The sequence below is a fragment of the Cupriavidus sp. LA-1 genome (genome assembly GCF_055385985.1).
This window is the reverse complement of record NZ_AP031387.1, coordinates 890,410-905,748: the sequence shown is the minus strand read 5'-3', so window position 1 is coordinate 905,748 and position 15,339 is coordinate 890,410. Positions and strand designations below refer to the sequence as shown.

The 15,339-nt window shown below is 66.9% G+C and carries 11 protein-coding genes; 6 read left to right on the top strand and 5 right to left on the bottom strand.

Features of this window, described 5'->3' with window-relative positions:
• Nucleotides 1-2 precede the first annotated feature (2 nt).
• The 6 genes from ACZ5MJ_RS04310 (at nucleotide 3) to ACZ5MJ_RS04285 (ending at nucleotide 8,481) form a co-directional block, all read left to right on the top strand.
• Nucleotides 3-1,598 carry a BCCT family transporter gene (locus ACZ5MJ_RS04310; protein WP_464222611.1) on the top strand — a complete coding sequence of 532 codons (1,596 nt, stop codon included), beginning with the start codon at nucleotides 3-5 and terminating at the stop codon, nucleotides 1,596-1,598.
• Nucleotides 1,599-1,737: 139 nt separating this feature from the next.
• A complete protein-coding gene (locus ACZ5MJ_RS04305; RefSeq protein WP_464222610.1) occupies nucleotides 1,738-2,874 on the top strand; it encodes an aromatic ring-hydroxylating oxygenase subunit alpha in 1,137 nt (378 codons plus the stop codon).
• 31 nt (nucleotides 2,875-2,905) lie between these two features.
• The gene (locus ACZ5MJ_RS04300) at nucleotides 2,906-4,354 is read left to right on the top strand and encodes an NAD-dependent succinate-semialdehyde dehydrogenase (protein WP_464222609.1); all 1,449 of its coding nucleotides are present in this window, start codon (nucleotides 2,906-2,908) and stop codon (nucleotides 4,352-4,354) included.
• A gap of 30 nt (nucleotides 4,355-4,384) precedes the next feature.
• Complete coding sequence (locus tag ACZ5MJ_RS04295) at nucleotides 4,385-5,362, top strand: PDR/VanB family oxidoreductase (protein ID WP_464222608.1); 978 nt, start codon at nucleotides 4,385-4,387, stop codon at nucleotides 5,360-5,362.
• A gap of 56 nt (nucleotides 5,363-5,418) precedes the next feature.
• Complete coding sequence (locus ACZ5MJ_RS04290; protein WP_464222607.1) at nucleotides 5,419-6,507, top strand: porin; 1,089 nt, start codon at nucleotides 5,419-5,421, stop codon at nucleotides 6,505-6,507.
• A gap of 144 nt (nucleotides 6,508-6,651) precedes the next feature.
• Nucleotides 6,652-8,481 (top strand): ABC transporter ATP-binding protein, encoded by a 1,830-nt coding sequence (locus tag ACZ5MJ_RS04285; protein WP_464222605.1) that lies wholly within the window; start codon nucleotides 6,652-6,654, stop codon nucleotides 8,479-8,481.
• 19 nt (nucleotides 8,482-8,500) lie between these two features.
• Here the strand turns inward: ACZ5MJ_RS04285 and ACZ5MJ_RS04280 are convergent, their stop codons facing one another.
• The 5 genes from ACZ5MJ_RS04280 to ACZ5MJ_RS04260 all read right to left on the bottom strand — a co-directional run bounded on the left by ACZ5MJ_RS04280 (nucleotide 8,501) and on the right by ACZ5MJ_RS04260 (nucleotide 15,024).
• Nucleotides 8,501-9,031, bottom strand: a complete 531-nt coding sequence (locus tag ACZ5MJ_RS04280; RefSeq protein WP_464222604.1) for a chromate transporter — start codon at nucleotides 9,029-9,031, stop codon at nucleotides 8,501-8,503.
• Nucleotides 9,028-9,600 carry a chromate transporter gene (locus ACZ5MJ_RS04275; protein ID WP_464222603.1) on the bottom strand — a complete coding sequence of 191 codons (573 nt, stop codon included), beginning with the start codon at nucleotides 9,598-9,600 and terminating at the stop codon, nucleotides 9,028-9,030. Before ACZ5MJ_RS04275 ends, ACZ5MJ_RS04280 begins: the two co-directional genes overlap by 4 nt.
• Before the next feature lie 107 nt (nucleotides 9,601-9,707).
• On the bottom strand, nucleotides 9,708-12,047 hold the full coding sequence (parC, locus tag ACZ5MJ_RS04270; protein ID WP_464222602.1) for a DNA topoisomerase IV subunit A: 2,340 nt from the start codon (nucleotides 12,045-12,047) through the stop codon (nucleotides 9,708-9,710).
• Between the two features lie 72 nt (nucleotides 12,048-12,119).
• Complete coding sequence (locus ACZ5MJ_RS04265; protein ID WP_464222601.1) at nucleotides 12,120-12,917, bottom strand: lytic transglycosylase domain-containing protein; 798 nt, start codon at nucleotides 12,915-12,917, stop codon at nucleotides 12,120-12,122.
• Nucleotides 12,918-13,032: 115 nt separating this feature from the next.
• Nucleotides 13,033-15,024, bottom strand: a complete 1,992-nt coding sequence (locus ACZ5MJ_RS04260) for a DNA topoisomerase IV subunit B (protein WP_464222600.1) — start codon at nucleotides 15,022-15,024, stop codon at nucleotides 13,033-13,035.
• Nucleotides 15,025-15,339: the final 315 nt, after the last annotated feature.

Sequence of the window (15,339 nt, the reverse complement as noted above, 5' to 3'; positions counted from 1 at the left end):
ACTTGAAAACGTCCACGCCCCGCCGCGACGGATTCCTGACCATCTGCACGCTCACCGCCGTGCTGGTCACCGTCATCGCCATGGTCCGCTGGCCCGCCGCAGCGGCAGCCACCGCCTCCCAACTCTTCGACTGGTCCACGCGCTCCTTTGGCTCGCTGGTCCAGATCTTCGTCTTCGCCTGCGTCATCGCCTGCCTGGTGCTGGCCTTCAGCAAGTACGGCAACGTGCGCCTGGGCGAAGGCAAGCCCGAGTACTCCACGCTGTCGTGGGTCTTCATGTTCATCTGCGCCGGCATGGGGTCGTCGACCATGTACTGGGGCGTGATGGAGTGGGTCTACTACTACCAGTCGCCCGGCCTGAACGTGCCCACCGGCACGCGCGAGGCGCTGGAATACTCCATCAGCTACTCGTTCTTCCACTGGGGCCTGAGCGCCTGGGCGGTGTATGCCCTGCCCTCGCTGGCCATGGCGTACCACTTCCACGTGCGCAAGAACAAGGGGTTGAACCTGGCGTCCATCATCGAGGCCATCACGGGCTTCCGCGCCACCGGGCCGGTCGGCCGGCTGGTGGACCTGATCTTCCTGCTGACGATGTTCGGGGCGCTGACCGTCTCGATCGCGCTGACAGCATCGACCTTCACGCGCGGCCTGTCCGGCCTGTTCGGCGTGCCGGATACGTTCGTCACGCAGTTGATCGTGATCGTCGGCGTGTCGGTGCTGTTCTCCGCGAGCGCCTACATCGGCATCAACGGCGGCATGCAGCGCCTGAGCCATATGGTCTGCTGGGGCGCGCTGCTGCTGGCCGCCGTCGTGTTCGCCATCGGGCCGACCCTGTTCACCGGCAATAACATCGTCAATGGCCTGGGCCTGATGCTCCAGAACTACGTGCACATGAGCCTGTTCACCGACCCGACCGGCGACGGCGCCTTCAGCCGTGGCTGGACGGTGTTCTACTGGCTGTGGTGGGTGTCGTACTCGCCGGGCGTGGCGATGTTCGTGGCACGCGTGTCCAAGGGACGCAAGATCAAGGAAGTCATCTACGCCCTGCTGCTGGGCGGCAGCGTCGGATGCTGGTTCTTCTTTGGCGCGCTGGAAAGCTACAGCATGCACCAGTTCATGTCGGGCGCCATCGACGTGCCGCGCATCCTGAAGGAGCACGGCGGCGAAACGGCGGTGGAAATGCTGCTGAGCGCGCTGCCGGCCGGCAAGGTGTTCCTGGCCGTGTACCTGGCGATCATGATCGTGTTCCTCGCCGCCCACGTCGACGCCGTGGCCTACGCGGTGGCTGCCACCACCACGCGCAACCTGGAGGAAGGACAGGACCCGTCGCCGACCAGCCGCGTGTTCTGGTGCGTGATGCTGACGCTGGTGCCGCTGGCGATGCTGTTCGTCAAGGCGTCGCTGGAGACCATGAAGACTGCCGTGGTGCTGACCGCGATCCCGTTCCTGGTCATTCTTGGCATCAAGCTGTTCGGCCTGTTCCGCTGGCTGCTGCAGGATCATGCCGACACCCCGGCACACCTGATCGAGGCGGCCCGGCCTGAAGGCGAGAACCGCGCCGTGACCACCGACCGCGAAGCCGTCGCCGCCAACGTCTGATGGATTGATGGGCAGGGTGGCGCCTCCGCCGCCCTTTCCTTCCCGACCACACTTTGCCCGCCCCTCGGGCTTTTTCTTCCGCCTTGTTGTTAAACAATATTTAACGCTTAACTACAAATTAACCAAAGGAAACCGAATCATGGAGAAGACCCTGGACAACGCCGCCGTCAAGCTGCCCGCCAACTTCTGCGCCGACGACGAGAACGCCTGGACCCTGCCCGCCTCGTATTACACGAAGGACGCCGTCTTCGAGTACGAGAAGGAAAAGATCTTCGCCAATAGCTGGATCTGCGTGGCCCACCGCAGCGAACTGGCCGAGTCGAACGACTACGTGACCCGCGAGATCATCGGCGAAAGCATCGTCGTGCTGCGCGACCGCGAAGGCGTGCTGCGCGCCTTCTACAACGTCTGCCCGCACCGTGGCCATCAACTGCTGCAAGGCAGCGGCCGCGCGAAGAACGTCATCACCTGCCCGTACCACGCCTGGACCTTCAAGCTCGACGGCGAACTGGCGCTGGCCCGCAACTGCGACAACGTCCCCAATTTCGACAAGAGCAAGTCCACCCTGGTCCCGGTCAGGGTCGAGGAATACGCCGGCTTCGTCTTTATCAACATGAACCCGGACGCCGGCAGCGTCGAGGAACAACTCCCCGGCCTGGAAGCCCGCATGCGCGCCGCCTGCCCGGTGATCGACGAACTCCACCTCGGCGCCCGCTTCGTCACCGAGACGCCGGCCAACTGGAAGTCCATCGTCGACAACTACATGGAGTGCTACCACTGCGGCCCGGCGCACCCCGGCTTCTCGGACTCGGTGCAGGTCGACAAGTACACCCACACGCTGCACGGCAACTGGACGCTGCAGTTCGGCCACGCCAAGTCGTCGGAAAAGTCCTTCAAGCTGGACGAATCGGTGAAGGACCCGAGCTTCAGCGGCTTCTGGGCCTGGCCTTGCACGATGTTCAACGTGCCGCCGGGCGCCAACTTCATGACGGTGATCTACGAGTTCCCGGCCAGCGCCGAAGTCACGCTCCAGCACTACGAGATCTACTTCCTGAACAAGGAACTGACCGAGGACCAGCAGCAGCTGGTCGAGTGGTATCGCGACGTGTTCCGCCCGGAAGACCTGCGCCTCGTCGAAAGCGTGCAGAAGGGCCTGAAATCGCGCGGCTACCGCGGCCAGGGCCGGATCATGGTTGACCGCCAGCGCAGCGGCATCAGCGAGCACGGCATCGTGCATTTCCACCGCAAGGTGGCGAAGGAATACGAGGGCGCGTAAGCCCCGTCCCACCGAAACGGAGACCAGACCAATGCAACTGAAGGACAACGCCCTCTTCCGACAGCAGGCCCTGATCGGTGCCGAATGGACCGATGCCCCCGACGCCGCCACCGTAGCCGTGTCCGACCCCGCCACGGGCGAGCAGGTCGGCACTGTGCCGCTGATGCGTGAGGCCGGCGCCGTCGCCGCCATCGAGGCCGCCAACGCCGCCCTGCCCGCCTGGAAGGCCCGCACCGCCAGGGAGCGCGCCGCGCTGCTGCGCAAGTGGTTCGACCTCATCATCGAGAACGAGGACGACCTCGCCGCCATCATGACCCGCGAGCAGGGCAAGCCCCTGGCCGAAGCGCGTGGCGAGGTGCGCTACGCCGCCTCGTTCATCGAGTGGTTCGGCGAGGAAGCCAAGCGCCTCTACGGCGACGTGATCCCCTCCCCGGCCGCCGACAAGCGCCTGGTGGTGGTACGCGAGCCGATCGGCGTCTGCGCCGCCATCACGCCGTGGAACTTCCCGGCGGCGATGATCGCCCGCAAGGCCGCGCCCGCGCTGGCGGCAGGCTGCACGATGGTGGTCAAGCCCGCCAACGAGACGCCGTTCAGCGCGCTGGCGCTGGCCGAGCTGGCGTTGCGCGCCGGCATCCCGGCGGGCGTGCTGAACATCGTTACCGGCGACGCGGCGGCCATCGGCAGCCAGTTCACCGGCCATCCGCTGGTGCGCAAGCTGTCGTTCACCGGCTCCACGCCGGTCGGCCGCCTGCTGATGCAGCAGTGCGCCGGCACAATCAAGAAGGTGTCGCTGGAACTGGGCGGCAATGCGCCGTTCATCGTGTTTGAGGACGCCGACATCGACGCGGCGGTCGAGGGCGCGATCCAGGCCAAGTACCGCAACGCCGGCCAGACCTGCGTCTGCGTCAACCGCCTCTATATCCACGACGCCGTGTACGACCAGTTCGTCGAGCGCTACGTGAAGAAGGTGGCCGCACTGCGCGTGGGCAACGGCTTCACCGCCGGCAGCGAGATCGGCCCGCTGATCACGGAGAAGGCGGTCGCCAAGGTCGGTGAACTGGTGGCGGATGCCGTGAGCAAGGGCGCGCGCATCGCCATCGGCGGCGGCGTGCATGAGGCCGGTGCGCAGTTCTTCGCGCCGACAGTGCTGGCCGAAGTCACCCCCGGCATGCGCGTGCTGGACGAGGAAATCTTCGGCCCGGTCTCGCCGGTCGTCCGCTTCACCTCGGAAGCCGATGTCGTGCGCATGGCCAACGACACCATCTACGGCCTGGCCGCCTACTTCTTCAGCCGCGACATCGGCCGCGTCTGGCGCGTGGCCGAGCAGCTGGAGTACGGCATCGTCGGCATCAACACGGGCCTGTTCTCGAACGAGGTGGCGCCATTCGGCGGCGTAAAGCAGTCGGGCCTGGGCCGCGAGGGCTCGAAGTACGGCATCGAGGACTACCTCGAAATGAAATACCTCTGCATGGCGCTGTAACGCGCGGCAGCACACCCGGAAGACAGCAGCATGGGCAATACCTACCAGACCCTCCAGGTGCGGGTTTCGCGCATCGAGCACGTGACCCCGCTGATCAAGCGCTTCACCATGGAAGCGATGGACGGCAGCGATCTGCCGCCCTTCACCGGCGGCAGCCACGTCATCGTGCAGATGCGCGACGGCGAGCGCCAGTACAGCAACGCCTACTCGCTGATGAGCTCGCCCGACGCGCTCGGCAGCTACCAGATCGGCGTGCGGCGCGAGGAGAAGTCGAAAGGCGGCTCGGCGTTCCTGCACGACAGGGTGGCCGAGGGCGATGCGCTCACCATCACCACGCCGAACAACCTGTTCGCGCTGGATGATGGCGCGCATCACCACATGCTGATCGCGGGCGGCATCGGCATCACGCCGTTCATGTCGCAGATGCACGAACTGCGCAAGCGCGGCGCGTCGCACGAGTTGCACTACGCGTTCCGTGCAGACGAGCACGGCGCGTTCCGCGATGAGCTGGCCGCGCATACGCAGGCGTCTTCCGGGGGCCACGTCAGCTTCTATGTCGACAGCAAGGGCCAGAAGCTCGACCTGGCCGGCCTGCTGGGCGGCATGCAGGCCGGCGCGCATGTCTATGTCTGCGGCCCGGCCCCGCTGATCGATGCCGTGCGCACTGCCGCGCAGGCCATTGGCCTCGACCCGGCGCGCGTGCACTGGGAACAGTTCGCCGCGCCGGAGCAGGCGGGCGACGCCTTCACCGTGGTGCTGGCGAAATCCGGCAAGACGGTGGCAGTGGCTGCCGGCGAGTCGATCCTGAAGGCCATCGAGCGCGACAGCACCGTCCCGGTCGAATGCCTGTGCCGCGAAGGCGTGTGCGGCACCTGCGAGACCCGCATCCTCGAAGGCGAAGCCGTCCACTTCGACCAGTACCTGAGCGACAAGGAGAAGGCGTCGCAGAAGACGATGATGATCTGCGTGTCGCGGGCGAAGGGCGGCAAGCTCGTGCTCGATCTGTAAATCACAAGAAAGGCCGGCGCAAGGGATGCCGGCCGCCCCCCTCCCGAGGAGACCCCATGAGGAAACCAGCCAGCCTCTGGCTGCTGGCGGGCACGCTGCTGCCTGCCGCTTTGCCTGCCACATCGCATGCACAGTCGAACGTGATGCTCTACGGCGTCGTCAGCACCGCCGTGCGCTACACCTCGAACATCGACGGTCGCCATAACGACCAGACCGAACTCGTTTCCAGCGGCATCGGCGGCAGCCGCTGGGGCCTGAAAGGCAACGAAGACCTCGGCGGCGGCAACAAGGCCGTCTTCCTGCTGGAAAACGGCTTTGGCACCGACGACGGCAAGACCGCCTACAACGCCCTGTTCGGCCGCCAGGCCTACGTCGGCCTCTCCGGCGACTGGGGCGCCCTGACCTTCGGCCGCCAGTACAACGCCCTGAACAACATCGCCTGGGCCTTCGACCCGCTCGACCAGAGCTGGGGCAATTTCTGGTCGGACCCGCTCTACACCGGCGGCGACATCTTCTTCCAGGGCTACCGCATCAACAACAGCATGGTCTACAAGAAGACGGTCGGCCCGGTGAGCATCCAGCTCGACTACGGCTTCGGCGAGCGGCCAGGCAGCACGGCGCGCGGGGCAACCTTCGGCGGCGGCGTGATGGTCCAGCAAGGGCCGCTGGCCATCGGCGTGGCGTATGACCAGCAGCGCCCGGGCACCGGCGACAACACGCTGCATAATTACTCGGTCGGCGCGTCCTATGTCATCGGCAACGCCACCGGCTACGTCGGCTACATGGGCCGCCGCGAGACCCGCCCGGACGCGCGCTTCGGCATCGCCTTCATCGGCCTGGGCTACCAGGTCACGCCGGCCCTGCACCTGTCGGGCGCGTATTACCGCTACAACCAGAGCGGCAACGCAACAACGCAGTTCCAGTCCACGCCCATCCCGCTCGGCGGCGGCAATGCCGACGCGGTGTCGGCCGTGGCGGACTATGCCCTGTCGAAGCGTACCAGCCTGTTCCTGGAGGCCGACGCCACCTTCGCGCGCGGCGGCACGGTCGGGCGGGAGACGGAGTACTGGGGCGGGACGCCGGTGACAGATGCCCACAGCACGACCCGCGTGGGCGTGATGGCCGGGATTCGCCACCTGTTCTGAGGCCCGCACACCGCCCCGTTGTCCCCGCGCCGGCGGGGCCGCTTGCCTGCGCAAGGCGCGTATCATGGTGCGTCTGATCCGCCGCACGCGCGCCCCACCTCCCACAAAGAGACCGGGACGCGCCGGGCACAACGGGAACCTGCCATGTTGCGTCGCCTGGAAAGACTGATCGACCCCTTCCGGGGCATGCCAGACCATGAGCCGCCCGGCCAGGTCTGGCGCTTTTATGCCTGGTACCTGCGTGAAGTCTGGGGCGTGTTCGTGCTGCTGTTGCTGGTGGGCCTGGTCGGCGCGCTGATCGAGGTGGCGCTGTTCAGCTTCCTCGGCCGGCTGGTCGACATGGCGCAGACCACGCCCGGCGCGGAATTCTTCAGCCGGCACCGCAATGAACTGCTGTGGATGGTGGTGGTGGCGGTGCTGCTGCGGCCCATCTTCTTCGGCCTGCATGATGTGCTGGTGCACCAGGTCATCAACCCCAGCCTGGCCAACCTGATCCGCTGGCAGAATCATCGCTACGTGCTCAAGCAGAGCCTGTCGTTCTTCCAGAACGACTTTGCCGGGCGCATCGCGCAGCGCATCATGCAGACCGGCTTCTCGCTGCGCGATTCCGCCGTGCAGGCAGTGGATGCGCTCTGGCACGTGGTGATCTACGCGGTCAGCTCGCTGGTGCTGTTCGCGCAGGCCGACTGGCGGCTGATGATCCCGCTGCTGCTGTGGATCGTCTGCTACGTGGCGGCCCTGCTCCATTTCGTGCCGCGCGTGAAGCAGCGCTCGGTGGTGGCCACGGAATCGCGCTCGCGCTTGATGGGTCGCATCGTCGACGGCTACACCAATATCACCACGCTCAAGCTGTTCGCGCATACCCGGCACGAGGAAGACTATGCGCGCGACGCCATGGCCGAGCAGACCGAAAAGACGCGCATGGCCGGGCGCATGGTCAGCGGCATGGACATCACCATCACCGCCATGAACGGCGCGCTGATCGCCGGCACCACCGGGCTGGCGCTGTGGCTGTGGAGCGAGGGGCATGTCACCACCGGCGCGATCGCGCTCACCACCGGGCTGGTGATCCGCATCAACAATATGTCCGGCTGGATCATGTGGGTGGTCAACGGCATCTTCGAGAACGTCGGGCAGGTGCAGGACGGCATGAAGACCATTGCCGTGCCGCGCAAGGTGACCGACCGTCCCGGCGCGCAACCGCTGGCCGTCACGCAAGGCGAAGTCTGCTTCGAGCAGGTGGGCTTCCACTACGGCAAGGGTTCCGGCGTCATCGAAGACGTGAACCTGACCGTGCGGCCCGGCGAGAAGATCGGACTGGTGGGCCCCTCCGGCGCCGGCAAGTCGACGCTGGTCAACCTGCTGCTGCGCCTCTACGACGTCGAAAGCGGCCGCATCCTGATCGACGGCCAGGACATCGCCGCGGTGACGCAGGAGAGCCTGCGCGCGCAGATCGGCATGGTCACGCAGGACACCTCGCTGCTGCACCGCTCGATCCGCGAGAACCTGCTCTACGGCAAGCCCTCCAGCACCGAGGCCGAACTGGTGCAAGCGCTGCACCGCGCCCGCGCCGACGAGTTCACCCCGCACCTGGTCGACGCCTACGGCAATACCGGGCTGGAGGCGCAGGTCGGCGAGCGCGGCGTGAAGCTGTCAGGCGGACAGCGCCAGCGCATTGCCATCGCACGGGTCCTGCTCAAGAACGCGCCGGTCCTGATCCTGGACGAAGCCACCTCGGCGCTGGATTCGGAAGTGGAAGCGGCAATCCAGGAAAGCCTGGAAACCCTGATGCAGGGCAAGACCGTGATCGCCATCGCGCACCGGCTGTCGACGATCGCGCGTATGGACCGGCTGGTGGTGCTGGACAACGGCCATATCGTCGAAAGCGGCACGCACGCGCAATTGCTGGCGCAGGGCGGGCTGTATGCGCGGCTGTGGGCGCACCAGACCGGGGGCTTTGTCGGCGTGGACTGATCCGCCTGCGCGGCTTGGGCTAGATCAATCCGAGCAGGCCGGCCGCGCCGCCGATCGCCACCAGCACCAGTGGATGCAAGCGCGTCTTCAGCATCAGCAGCACCGTCAGCGCGGTCAGGGCCATGGCGGGCCAGTGATGATCCACGCTGCGGGCAAGCACCCAGCCCGAGGCAAACACCAGGCCAATCGTCAGTGCCGCCAGCCCGCGCCGGATCAGTCCGGGCCAGCGCGCGTGCGGCGCGCGGCCCGAGAAATACTCAAAGCCGAGCGCGATCAGGCTGGATGGGCCGCACATGCCCAGCATGGCCACGAGCGCCCCGGAAAAGCCCGCCGCCTGCCAGCCGAACAGCGAGACAAAGAGGACGTTGGGGCCCGGCGCGGCCTGCGAAATCGCGTACATGGCCGAGAATTGCGCATCGGTCAGCCAGCCGTTGGCTTCAACCAGGTAGCGATGCATGTCGGGCAGCGTCGAACTGGCACCCCCGATGGCCAGCAGTGACAGTGCGCTGAAATGGGCCAGCAGGCTGGCCAGGATTTCACCCGTGCTCATGGCTGCCGGTCCCGGTCCGTGCGCCATTCCCACAGCAAGGCCAGCGGCACCAGCACCGCCATCACCGGCAACAGCGGCCAGCGCAGCAGCCCGATGGTGACAAAGGCAGCGCCGCCGGTCAGCAGCGCGCGTGCCGTCCACGGCAGGCTGCGTGCGAGCCGGACGCCGGTTGCCAGCATCAGCCCCGCTGATACGGCGGTCATGCCCGTCAGCATCCGCTGCACGGCGGCAACGTCCTGGTAGTGCTGGTATAGCAGCAGCAAGCCCAGCACCAGCCCCATCGGCACCATGACCAGCCCGCAGAATGCCGCCAGCGCGCCCTGGAAGCCGGCGAAGCGCAGCCCCAGCATCACCGCCACGTTGATGACGTTGGGACCGGGCAGCACCTGCCCCAGGCTGAGCAGTTCGACAAAGTCGCGGTCGTCCAGCCAGCGGTTGCGCTCGACCACCGCGCGCCGCACGAAGGGCAGCACGCCCCCGAAGCCGGACAGGCCCATGCGGGCGAACTCGATGAAGAGCTTGCGCGGACCGGGCGCTGGGGCGAGATCGGAAAGTGGGAGGACAGACATGCGGGACGCAGCGAGCGCTTCTTGATTCTTGTTATACCTGCCAACTAATTGCTCCCTCTCCCGCAAGCGGGAGAAGGAGCAATCCGGCAGGGACCTCAGTCCCCGGATCAGTTGCCGGCCGGCGGCTCCACGCGGACCGGATCGATGCGCGGCTCCTTGAGCCTGGCTTCGATCGCCTTGCCCTTGCGCGCGCGCTTGCCCACGTAGGCCTGCAAGGCCACGCCTGCCAGCTTCTGCGAGGTCGGCTTGCCGCCGCGCCCCGCGCCCGAGAGCATCAGCCCCGGCGCGCCGACGCCCACGGCCTGCAGCAGCTTCTCCTTGGGCTCCAGCTCCATCAGGATCACGCCGCGTCCGCCGGCGGACAGCACCTTGACTTCATCCAGCCCCACCAGCAGCAGGCGGCCGTTGCCGGACAGGCAGGCGGCGTGGGTGGCCTCGTCGCCCAGCGGCGCCGGCGCCAGCGCCGTGTCGCCGTCGTCGAGCGTCAGGAACGACTTGCCGCCCTTCTGCCGGCTGATCATGTCGCCCACCCTGGTCTGGAAGCCATTGCCGCCAGCCGTGGCAATCAGCATGCGCTGCTCGGCTGCGCCCGCGAAGGTGTGCGCGACCTGGCTGCCGGACTGCAGTTCGATCAGCGTGGTGATGGGCACCCCGTCCCCGCGCCCGCCAGGCAGGCTGGCGACCGGCACGGAATAGACCCGGCCGTTGGTACCGAAGGCCAGCAGCACGTCAACGGTGCGGCATTCGAAGGTGCCGTAGAGCACATCGCCGGCCTTGAAGGTGAACTGCTGCGCATCGTGGCCATGGCCCTGGCGCGTGCGCACCCAGCCCTTCTGCGACATCACCACCGTCACCGGCTCGTCGACCACGCGCACCTCGGCGGCGGCGCGGCGTTCTTCCTGGATCAGCGTGCGGCGCGGGTCCTTGTCTTCCGGGCTGTACTGTTTGGCGTCGGTCTCGATCTCCTTGATGATGCGACGGCGCATCATGGTCTCGGACTTGAGCAGCACGTCCAGGTCGGCCTGCTCTTCACGCAGCTCCTTGAGCTCCTTCTCGATCTTGATCGACTCGAGGCGGGCCAGCTGGCGCAGGCGGATTTCCAGGATGTCCTCGGCCTGGCGGTCGCTCAGGCCGAAGGCCTCGATCAGCGCCGGCTTGGGCTCGTCGCTCTCGCGGATGATGCGGATCACCTCGTCAATATTGAGCAGCACCAGCATCCGGCCTTCGAGGATATGGATACGGTCCTCGACCTTGGCCAGGCGGTGGCGCGTGCGGCGCGTGACGGTGTCGAAGCGGAACGCGATCCACTCGGACAGGATCTCGCGCAGGCCCTTCTGGCGCGGACGCCCGTCGGTGCCGATCATCACCAGGTTGATCGGCGCGCCCGACTCCAGGCTGGTATGCGCCAGCAGCGTCTGGATAAATTCCTGCTGGTCGATGTTCTTGCTCTTGGGCTCGAACACCAGGCGCACCGGCGCGTCCTTGCCGGATTCGTCGCGCACCGCGTCCAGCACGGCCAGCATGGTGGCCTTCAGCTGCTGCTGGTCCTGCGTCAGCGCCTTCTTGCCGGTCTTGATCTTGGGGTTGGTGATTTCCTCGATCTCTTCCAGCACCTTTTGCGCGGACGTGTTCGGCGGCAGCTCGGTCACCACCAGTTGCCACTGGCCGCGCGCCATCTCCTCGATGGTCCAGCGCGCGCGCACCTTCAGGCTGCCACGCCCGCCTTCGTAGATCTGGGCGATGTCGGACGCCGGCGAGATGATCTGGCCGCCGCCCGGATAGTCCGGCCCCGGCATCAGCGCCAGCAACTCGGCCAGCGTGATGTTCGGGTTGCGGATCATCGCCACCGTGGCCGCGGCGACCTCGCGCAGGTTGTGCGGCGGAATCTCGGTCGCCATGCCCACGGCGATGCCCGAGGCGCCGTTGAGCAGCACGAACGGCAGCCGCGCCGGCAGCAGCCTGGGCTCCTGCATCGAGCCGTCGTAGTTGGGGGCGAAATCGACCGTGCCTTCGTCGATCTCATCAAGCAGCAGCCGCGAGATCGGGGTCAGCCGCGCCTCGGTGTAGCGCATCGCCGCCGCGCCGTCGCCGTCGCGCGAGCCGAAGTTGCCCTGGCCGTCGATCAGCGGGTAGCGCAGCGAGAAGTCCTGCGCCAGGCGCACCAGTGCGTCATAGGCGGACTGGTCGCCGTGCGGGTGGAACTTGCCCAGCACGTCGCCGACCACGCGCGCGGACTTGACCGGCTTGGCGTCGGCGCGCAGGCCCATCTCGTGCATCGCGAACAGGATGCGCCGCTGCACCGGCTTCTGGCCGTCGGCCACCTCGGGCAGCGCGCGGCCCTTGACCACGCTGACGGCATAGTCCAGGTAGGCGCGCTCGGCGTAGCGCGCCAGCGTCAGCGAATCGGCCGGCTCTTCAGGTTGAAACGTGATGTCTTGTTGTTCCATGGATAGGCAAGAATTCGGCGCGCCACGATGAACTGCCGGCGCGCCGGGTTGCTTGTTGTTCGGTAGTGCCGGTCAGGGCATGGCACGGCGCCCGCCGATGACCATCTTCACGCGCGGGCCGTCGCCGCTGGCGCTGGCCCGCGCCAGCACCGCGCCCTGCTGCGGCTGGTACAGCCGGTAGAACTGCAGCACGGTGCTGACATACTGCTGGGTCTCCGGGTAAGGCGGAATGCGGTTGTTGTAGCGCTGCACCGCGCCCTCGCCGGCGTTATAGGCGGCCAGCACCAGCTCGAGGTTGTTCGGGAACAGCTGCATCAGCCAGCTCAGGTAGCGCACGCCCGCGGTGATATTGGTGCGCGGATCGGCCAGCTTCTGCTCGACGGTGCGGCGCGCATCGGCGCTCACGCCAAAGCGCGCGCCGGTGTCGGGGATCACCTGCATCAGGCCGATCGCGCCCTTGGGCGACACCGCCGCCGGGTTGAAGCCCGACTCCACCGCCATCACCGCCTTGACCAGCGCGGGATCGACATCCTGCTTGCCGGCGATCTGGTGGATCAGCGGCTCGACCGTCTTGATATTGGGATGGTTGACGACATAGCGGTACAGCTTGTGCTGTTCCAGGTCGATGTCGCCGCCGGCGGCTGCCTGCCCCTGCCGCGCGGCCAGGCGCGAGGTATCGAGCTTGCCGCCTTGCTTCATGAACAGCTTGTAGCGCGCGTCGAGCTTCTGGTCGGCAAAGTGCGCAATGCCGTCGGCATCGATAAAGCCCCACAGCTCGGCATGGGCCGCCGGCACGAAGGCGAGCCCGGCCAGCGCCACGACGGCTGCCGCCGCCTTGCGCCATGGTTTGCCGGGAGTTCTCGTCGTCATCGTGCGTTCCGGATTGCTGTCAGTTGGCGGCCATCGGGAATGACGGCCAGGGAAACTGGCAATTATCTACCCAATCCCCGGCCGACGCTTATCGCCCGGGTGCCGCTTGCTTCCCTCAGATATCGGCCTCGACCTCGTTGCCCTTTTCTTCCAGCCAGCTGCGGCGTTGCGCGGCCTCGCCCTTGCCCATCAGCATGTTCATCATCTCGATGGTCTGCGGCAGGTCGTATTCGCCCAGCGAAACCGGCAGCAAGCGCCGCGTATCGGGGTTCATGGTGGTCTCCCAGAGCTGTTCGGCGCTCATTTCGCCAAGGCCCTTGAAGCGCGAGATCTGCCACGAGCCGTCCTTGACGCCGTCCTTGAGCAGCTTGTCCTGGATGGCTTCGAGTTCGCCCTCATCCAGTGCGTACAGCTTCTGCGCCGGCTTCTTGCCGCGCGCGGGCGCGTCGACGCGGAACAGCGGCGGACGCGCCACACAGACGTTGCCGGTCTCGATCAGCTTGGGGAAGTGCCGGAAGAACAGCGTCAGCAGCAGCACCTGGATATGCGCGCCGTCCACGTCCGCGTCGGACAGGATGCAGATCTTGCCGTAGCGCAGGTTGGACAGGTCGGGCTCGTCGCTGGCACCGTGCGGGTCCACGCCGATCGCCACGGCGATGTCGTGCACCTCGTTGTTGGCAAACAGGCGGTCGCGCTCGGTCTCCCAGGTATTGAGCACCTTGCCGCGCAGCGGCAGGATGGCCTGGAATTCCTTGTCGCGGCCCATCTTGGCCGAGCCGCCGGCCGAGTCGCCTTCGACCAGGAACAGTTCGTTGCGGGTCACGTCGGTGGACTCGCAGTCGGTCAGCTTGCCGGGCAGCACGGCCACGCCGGAGCCCTTCTTCTTCTCGACCTTCTGCGCCGCGCGCGTGCGCGCCTGGGCTTGGCGGATCACCAGCTCGGCCAGCTTCTTGCCGTACTCGACATGGTGATTCAGCCACAGTTCCAGCGCCGGGCGGCTGAAGGTGGACACCAGCCGCACCGCGTCGCGGCTGTTCAGGCGTTCCTTGATCTGGCCCTGGAACTGCGGGTCCAGCACCTTGGCCGAGAGCACGAACGAGGCGCGCGCGAACACGTCTTCGCTCATCAGCTTGACGCCCTTGGGCTGCAGCGCGTGCATCTCGATAAAGCTCTTCACCGCCTGGAACAGGCCTTCGCGCAGGCCGGATTCATGCGTGCCGCCGGCCGGCGTGGGGATCAGGTTGACGTAGGACTCGCGCACCGGTGCGCCGTCTTCGGTCCAGGCCACCACCCAGGAGGCGCCTTCGCCATCGGCAAAGCCTTCCTCGCCGGGATTGGCGTCGGGGTCGGCGAAGTGCTCGCCCTCGAACATCGGGATCACCAGCTCGGCCCCGCTGCCCTGCGCGAGGGCCTCCACGAGGTAGCCCTTCAGGCCCTGGTCGTACTGCCAGGTCTGGCGCTCGCCGGTCTTCTCGGTCACCAGCGTGACTTTGACCCCCGGCAGCAGCACCGCCTTGCTGCGCAGCAGGCGCTGCAGCTCGGCCAGCGGGATCGCGGCCGAGTCGAAATAGCTGGCATCCGGCCACACCTGCACGCGGGTGCCGCTCTTCTTCTCGCCACGCTCGAGCTTGCGCGAGGCCAGCGGCACGGTCACGTCGCCGCCGGAGAAGGTCAGCGTCGAGCACATGCTGTCGCGCCACACGGTCACGTCCAGCTGCGTCGACAAGGCATTGGTCACCGACACGCCGACGCCGTGCAGGCCGCCCGAGAAGGCATAGGCGCCGCCCTTGCCCTTGTCGAACTTGCCGCCGGCATGCAGCCGGGTAAAGACGATCTCGACCACCGGCACGCCTTCTTCCGGGTGAATGCCCACCGGGATGCCGCGGCCGTCGTCCTCCACGCTGAGGCTGCCGTCGCGATGCAGGGTCACCAGGATCTCGGAGCCATGGCCGCCGAGGGCCTCGTCCGAGGCGTTGTCGATCACCTCCTGCACGATATGCAGGGGGTTGTCGGTCCGGGTGTACATGCCGGGACGCTGCTTGACCGGCTCCAGGCCCTTCAGGACCCGGATGGAAGATTCGCTGTACTGACTGGTTTTGCTCGCCATGGAGTCGCTACGAAAGTGATGGTCCCGGCTGCCGCGAGGCGCACAACTGTGCACGCGCCGGGGCACCGGGCACTGCATTGTAATGGAAGCGGGCGACGGCAATCCCGCCAAAAAGCACTCGCCACGCCAGCCCGCGCCAGCACCGGTTTGCCGGGCCAGCGCCACTTTTTGCCGGGGCGCCGGCAAGGCGGACGCCGCCGTACGCGTTTTTCCGAGCCGGAGTAAACTCGCCACCACCCGGCCCCGGCAAGCCTGATTGCCGTCCCGGCACGGACAACAACAAGCACACACAATCCCTGTCGGCGCCGCCCTACC

Coding starts and splice junctions, on each gene's coding strand:
- ACZ5MJ_RS04300 (WP_464222609.1), top strand. CDS start 2,906: ATGCAACTGAAGGACAACGCCCTCTTCCGACAGCAGGCCCTGATCGGT.
- ACZ5MJ_RS04280 (WP_464222604.1), bottom strand. CDS start 9,031: ATGAGCACGGGTGAAATCCTGGCCAGCCTGCTGGCCCATTTCAGCGCA.
- ACZ5MJ_RS04305 (WP_464222610.1), top strand. CDS start 1,738: ATGGAGAAGACCCTGGACAACGCCGCCGTCAAGCTGCCCGCCAACTTC.
- ACZ5MJ_RS04260 (WP_464222600.1), bottom strand. CDS start 15,024: ATGGCGAGCAAAACCAGTCAGTACAGCGAATCTTCCATCCGGGTCCTG.
- parC (WP_464222602.1), bottom strand. CDS start 12,047: ATGGAACAACAAGACATCACGTTTCAACCTGAAGAGCCGGCCGATTCG.
- ACZ5MJ_RS04295 (WP_464222608.1), top strand. CDS start 4,385: ATGGGCAATACCTACCAGACCCTCCAGGTGCGGGTTTCGCGCATCGAG.
- ACZ5MJ_RS04290 (WP_464222607.1), top strand. CDS start 5,419: ATGAGGAAACCAGCCAGCCTCTGGCTGCTGGCGGGCACGCTGCTGCCT.
- ACZ5MJ_RS04275 (WP_464222603.1), bottom strand. CDS start 9,600: ATGTCTGTCCTCCCACTTTCCGATCTCGCCCCAGCGCCCGGTCCGCGC.
- ACZ5MJ_RS04285 (WP_464222605.1), top strand. CDS start 6,652: ATGTTGCGTCGCCTGGAAAGACTGATCGACCCCTTCCGGGGCATGCCA.
- ACZ5MJ_RS04265 (WP_464222601.1), bottom strand. CDS start 12,917: ATGACGACGAGAACTCCCGGCAAACCATGGCGCAAGGCGGCGGCAGCC.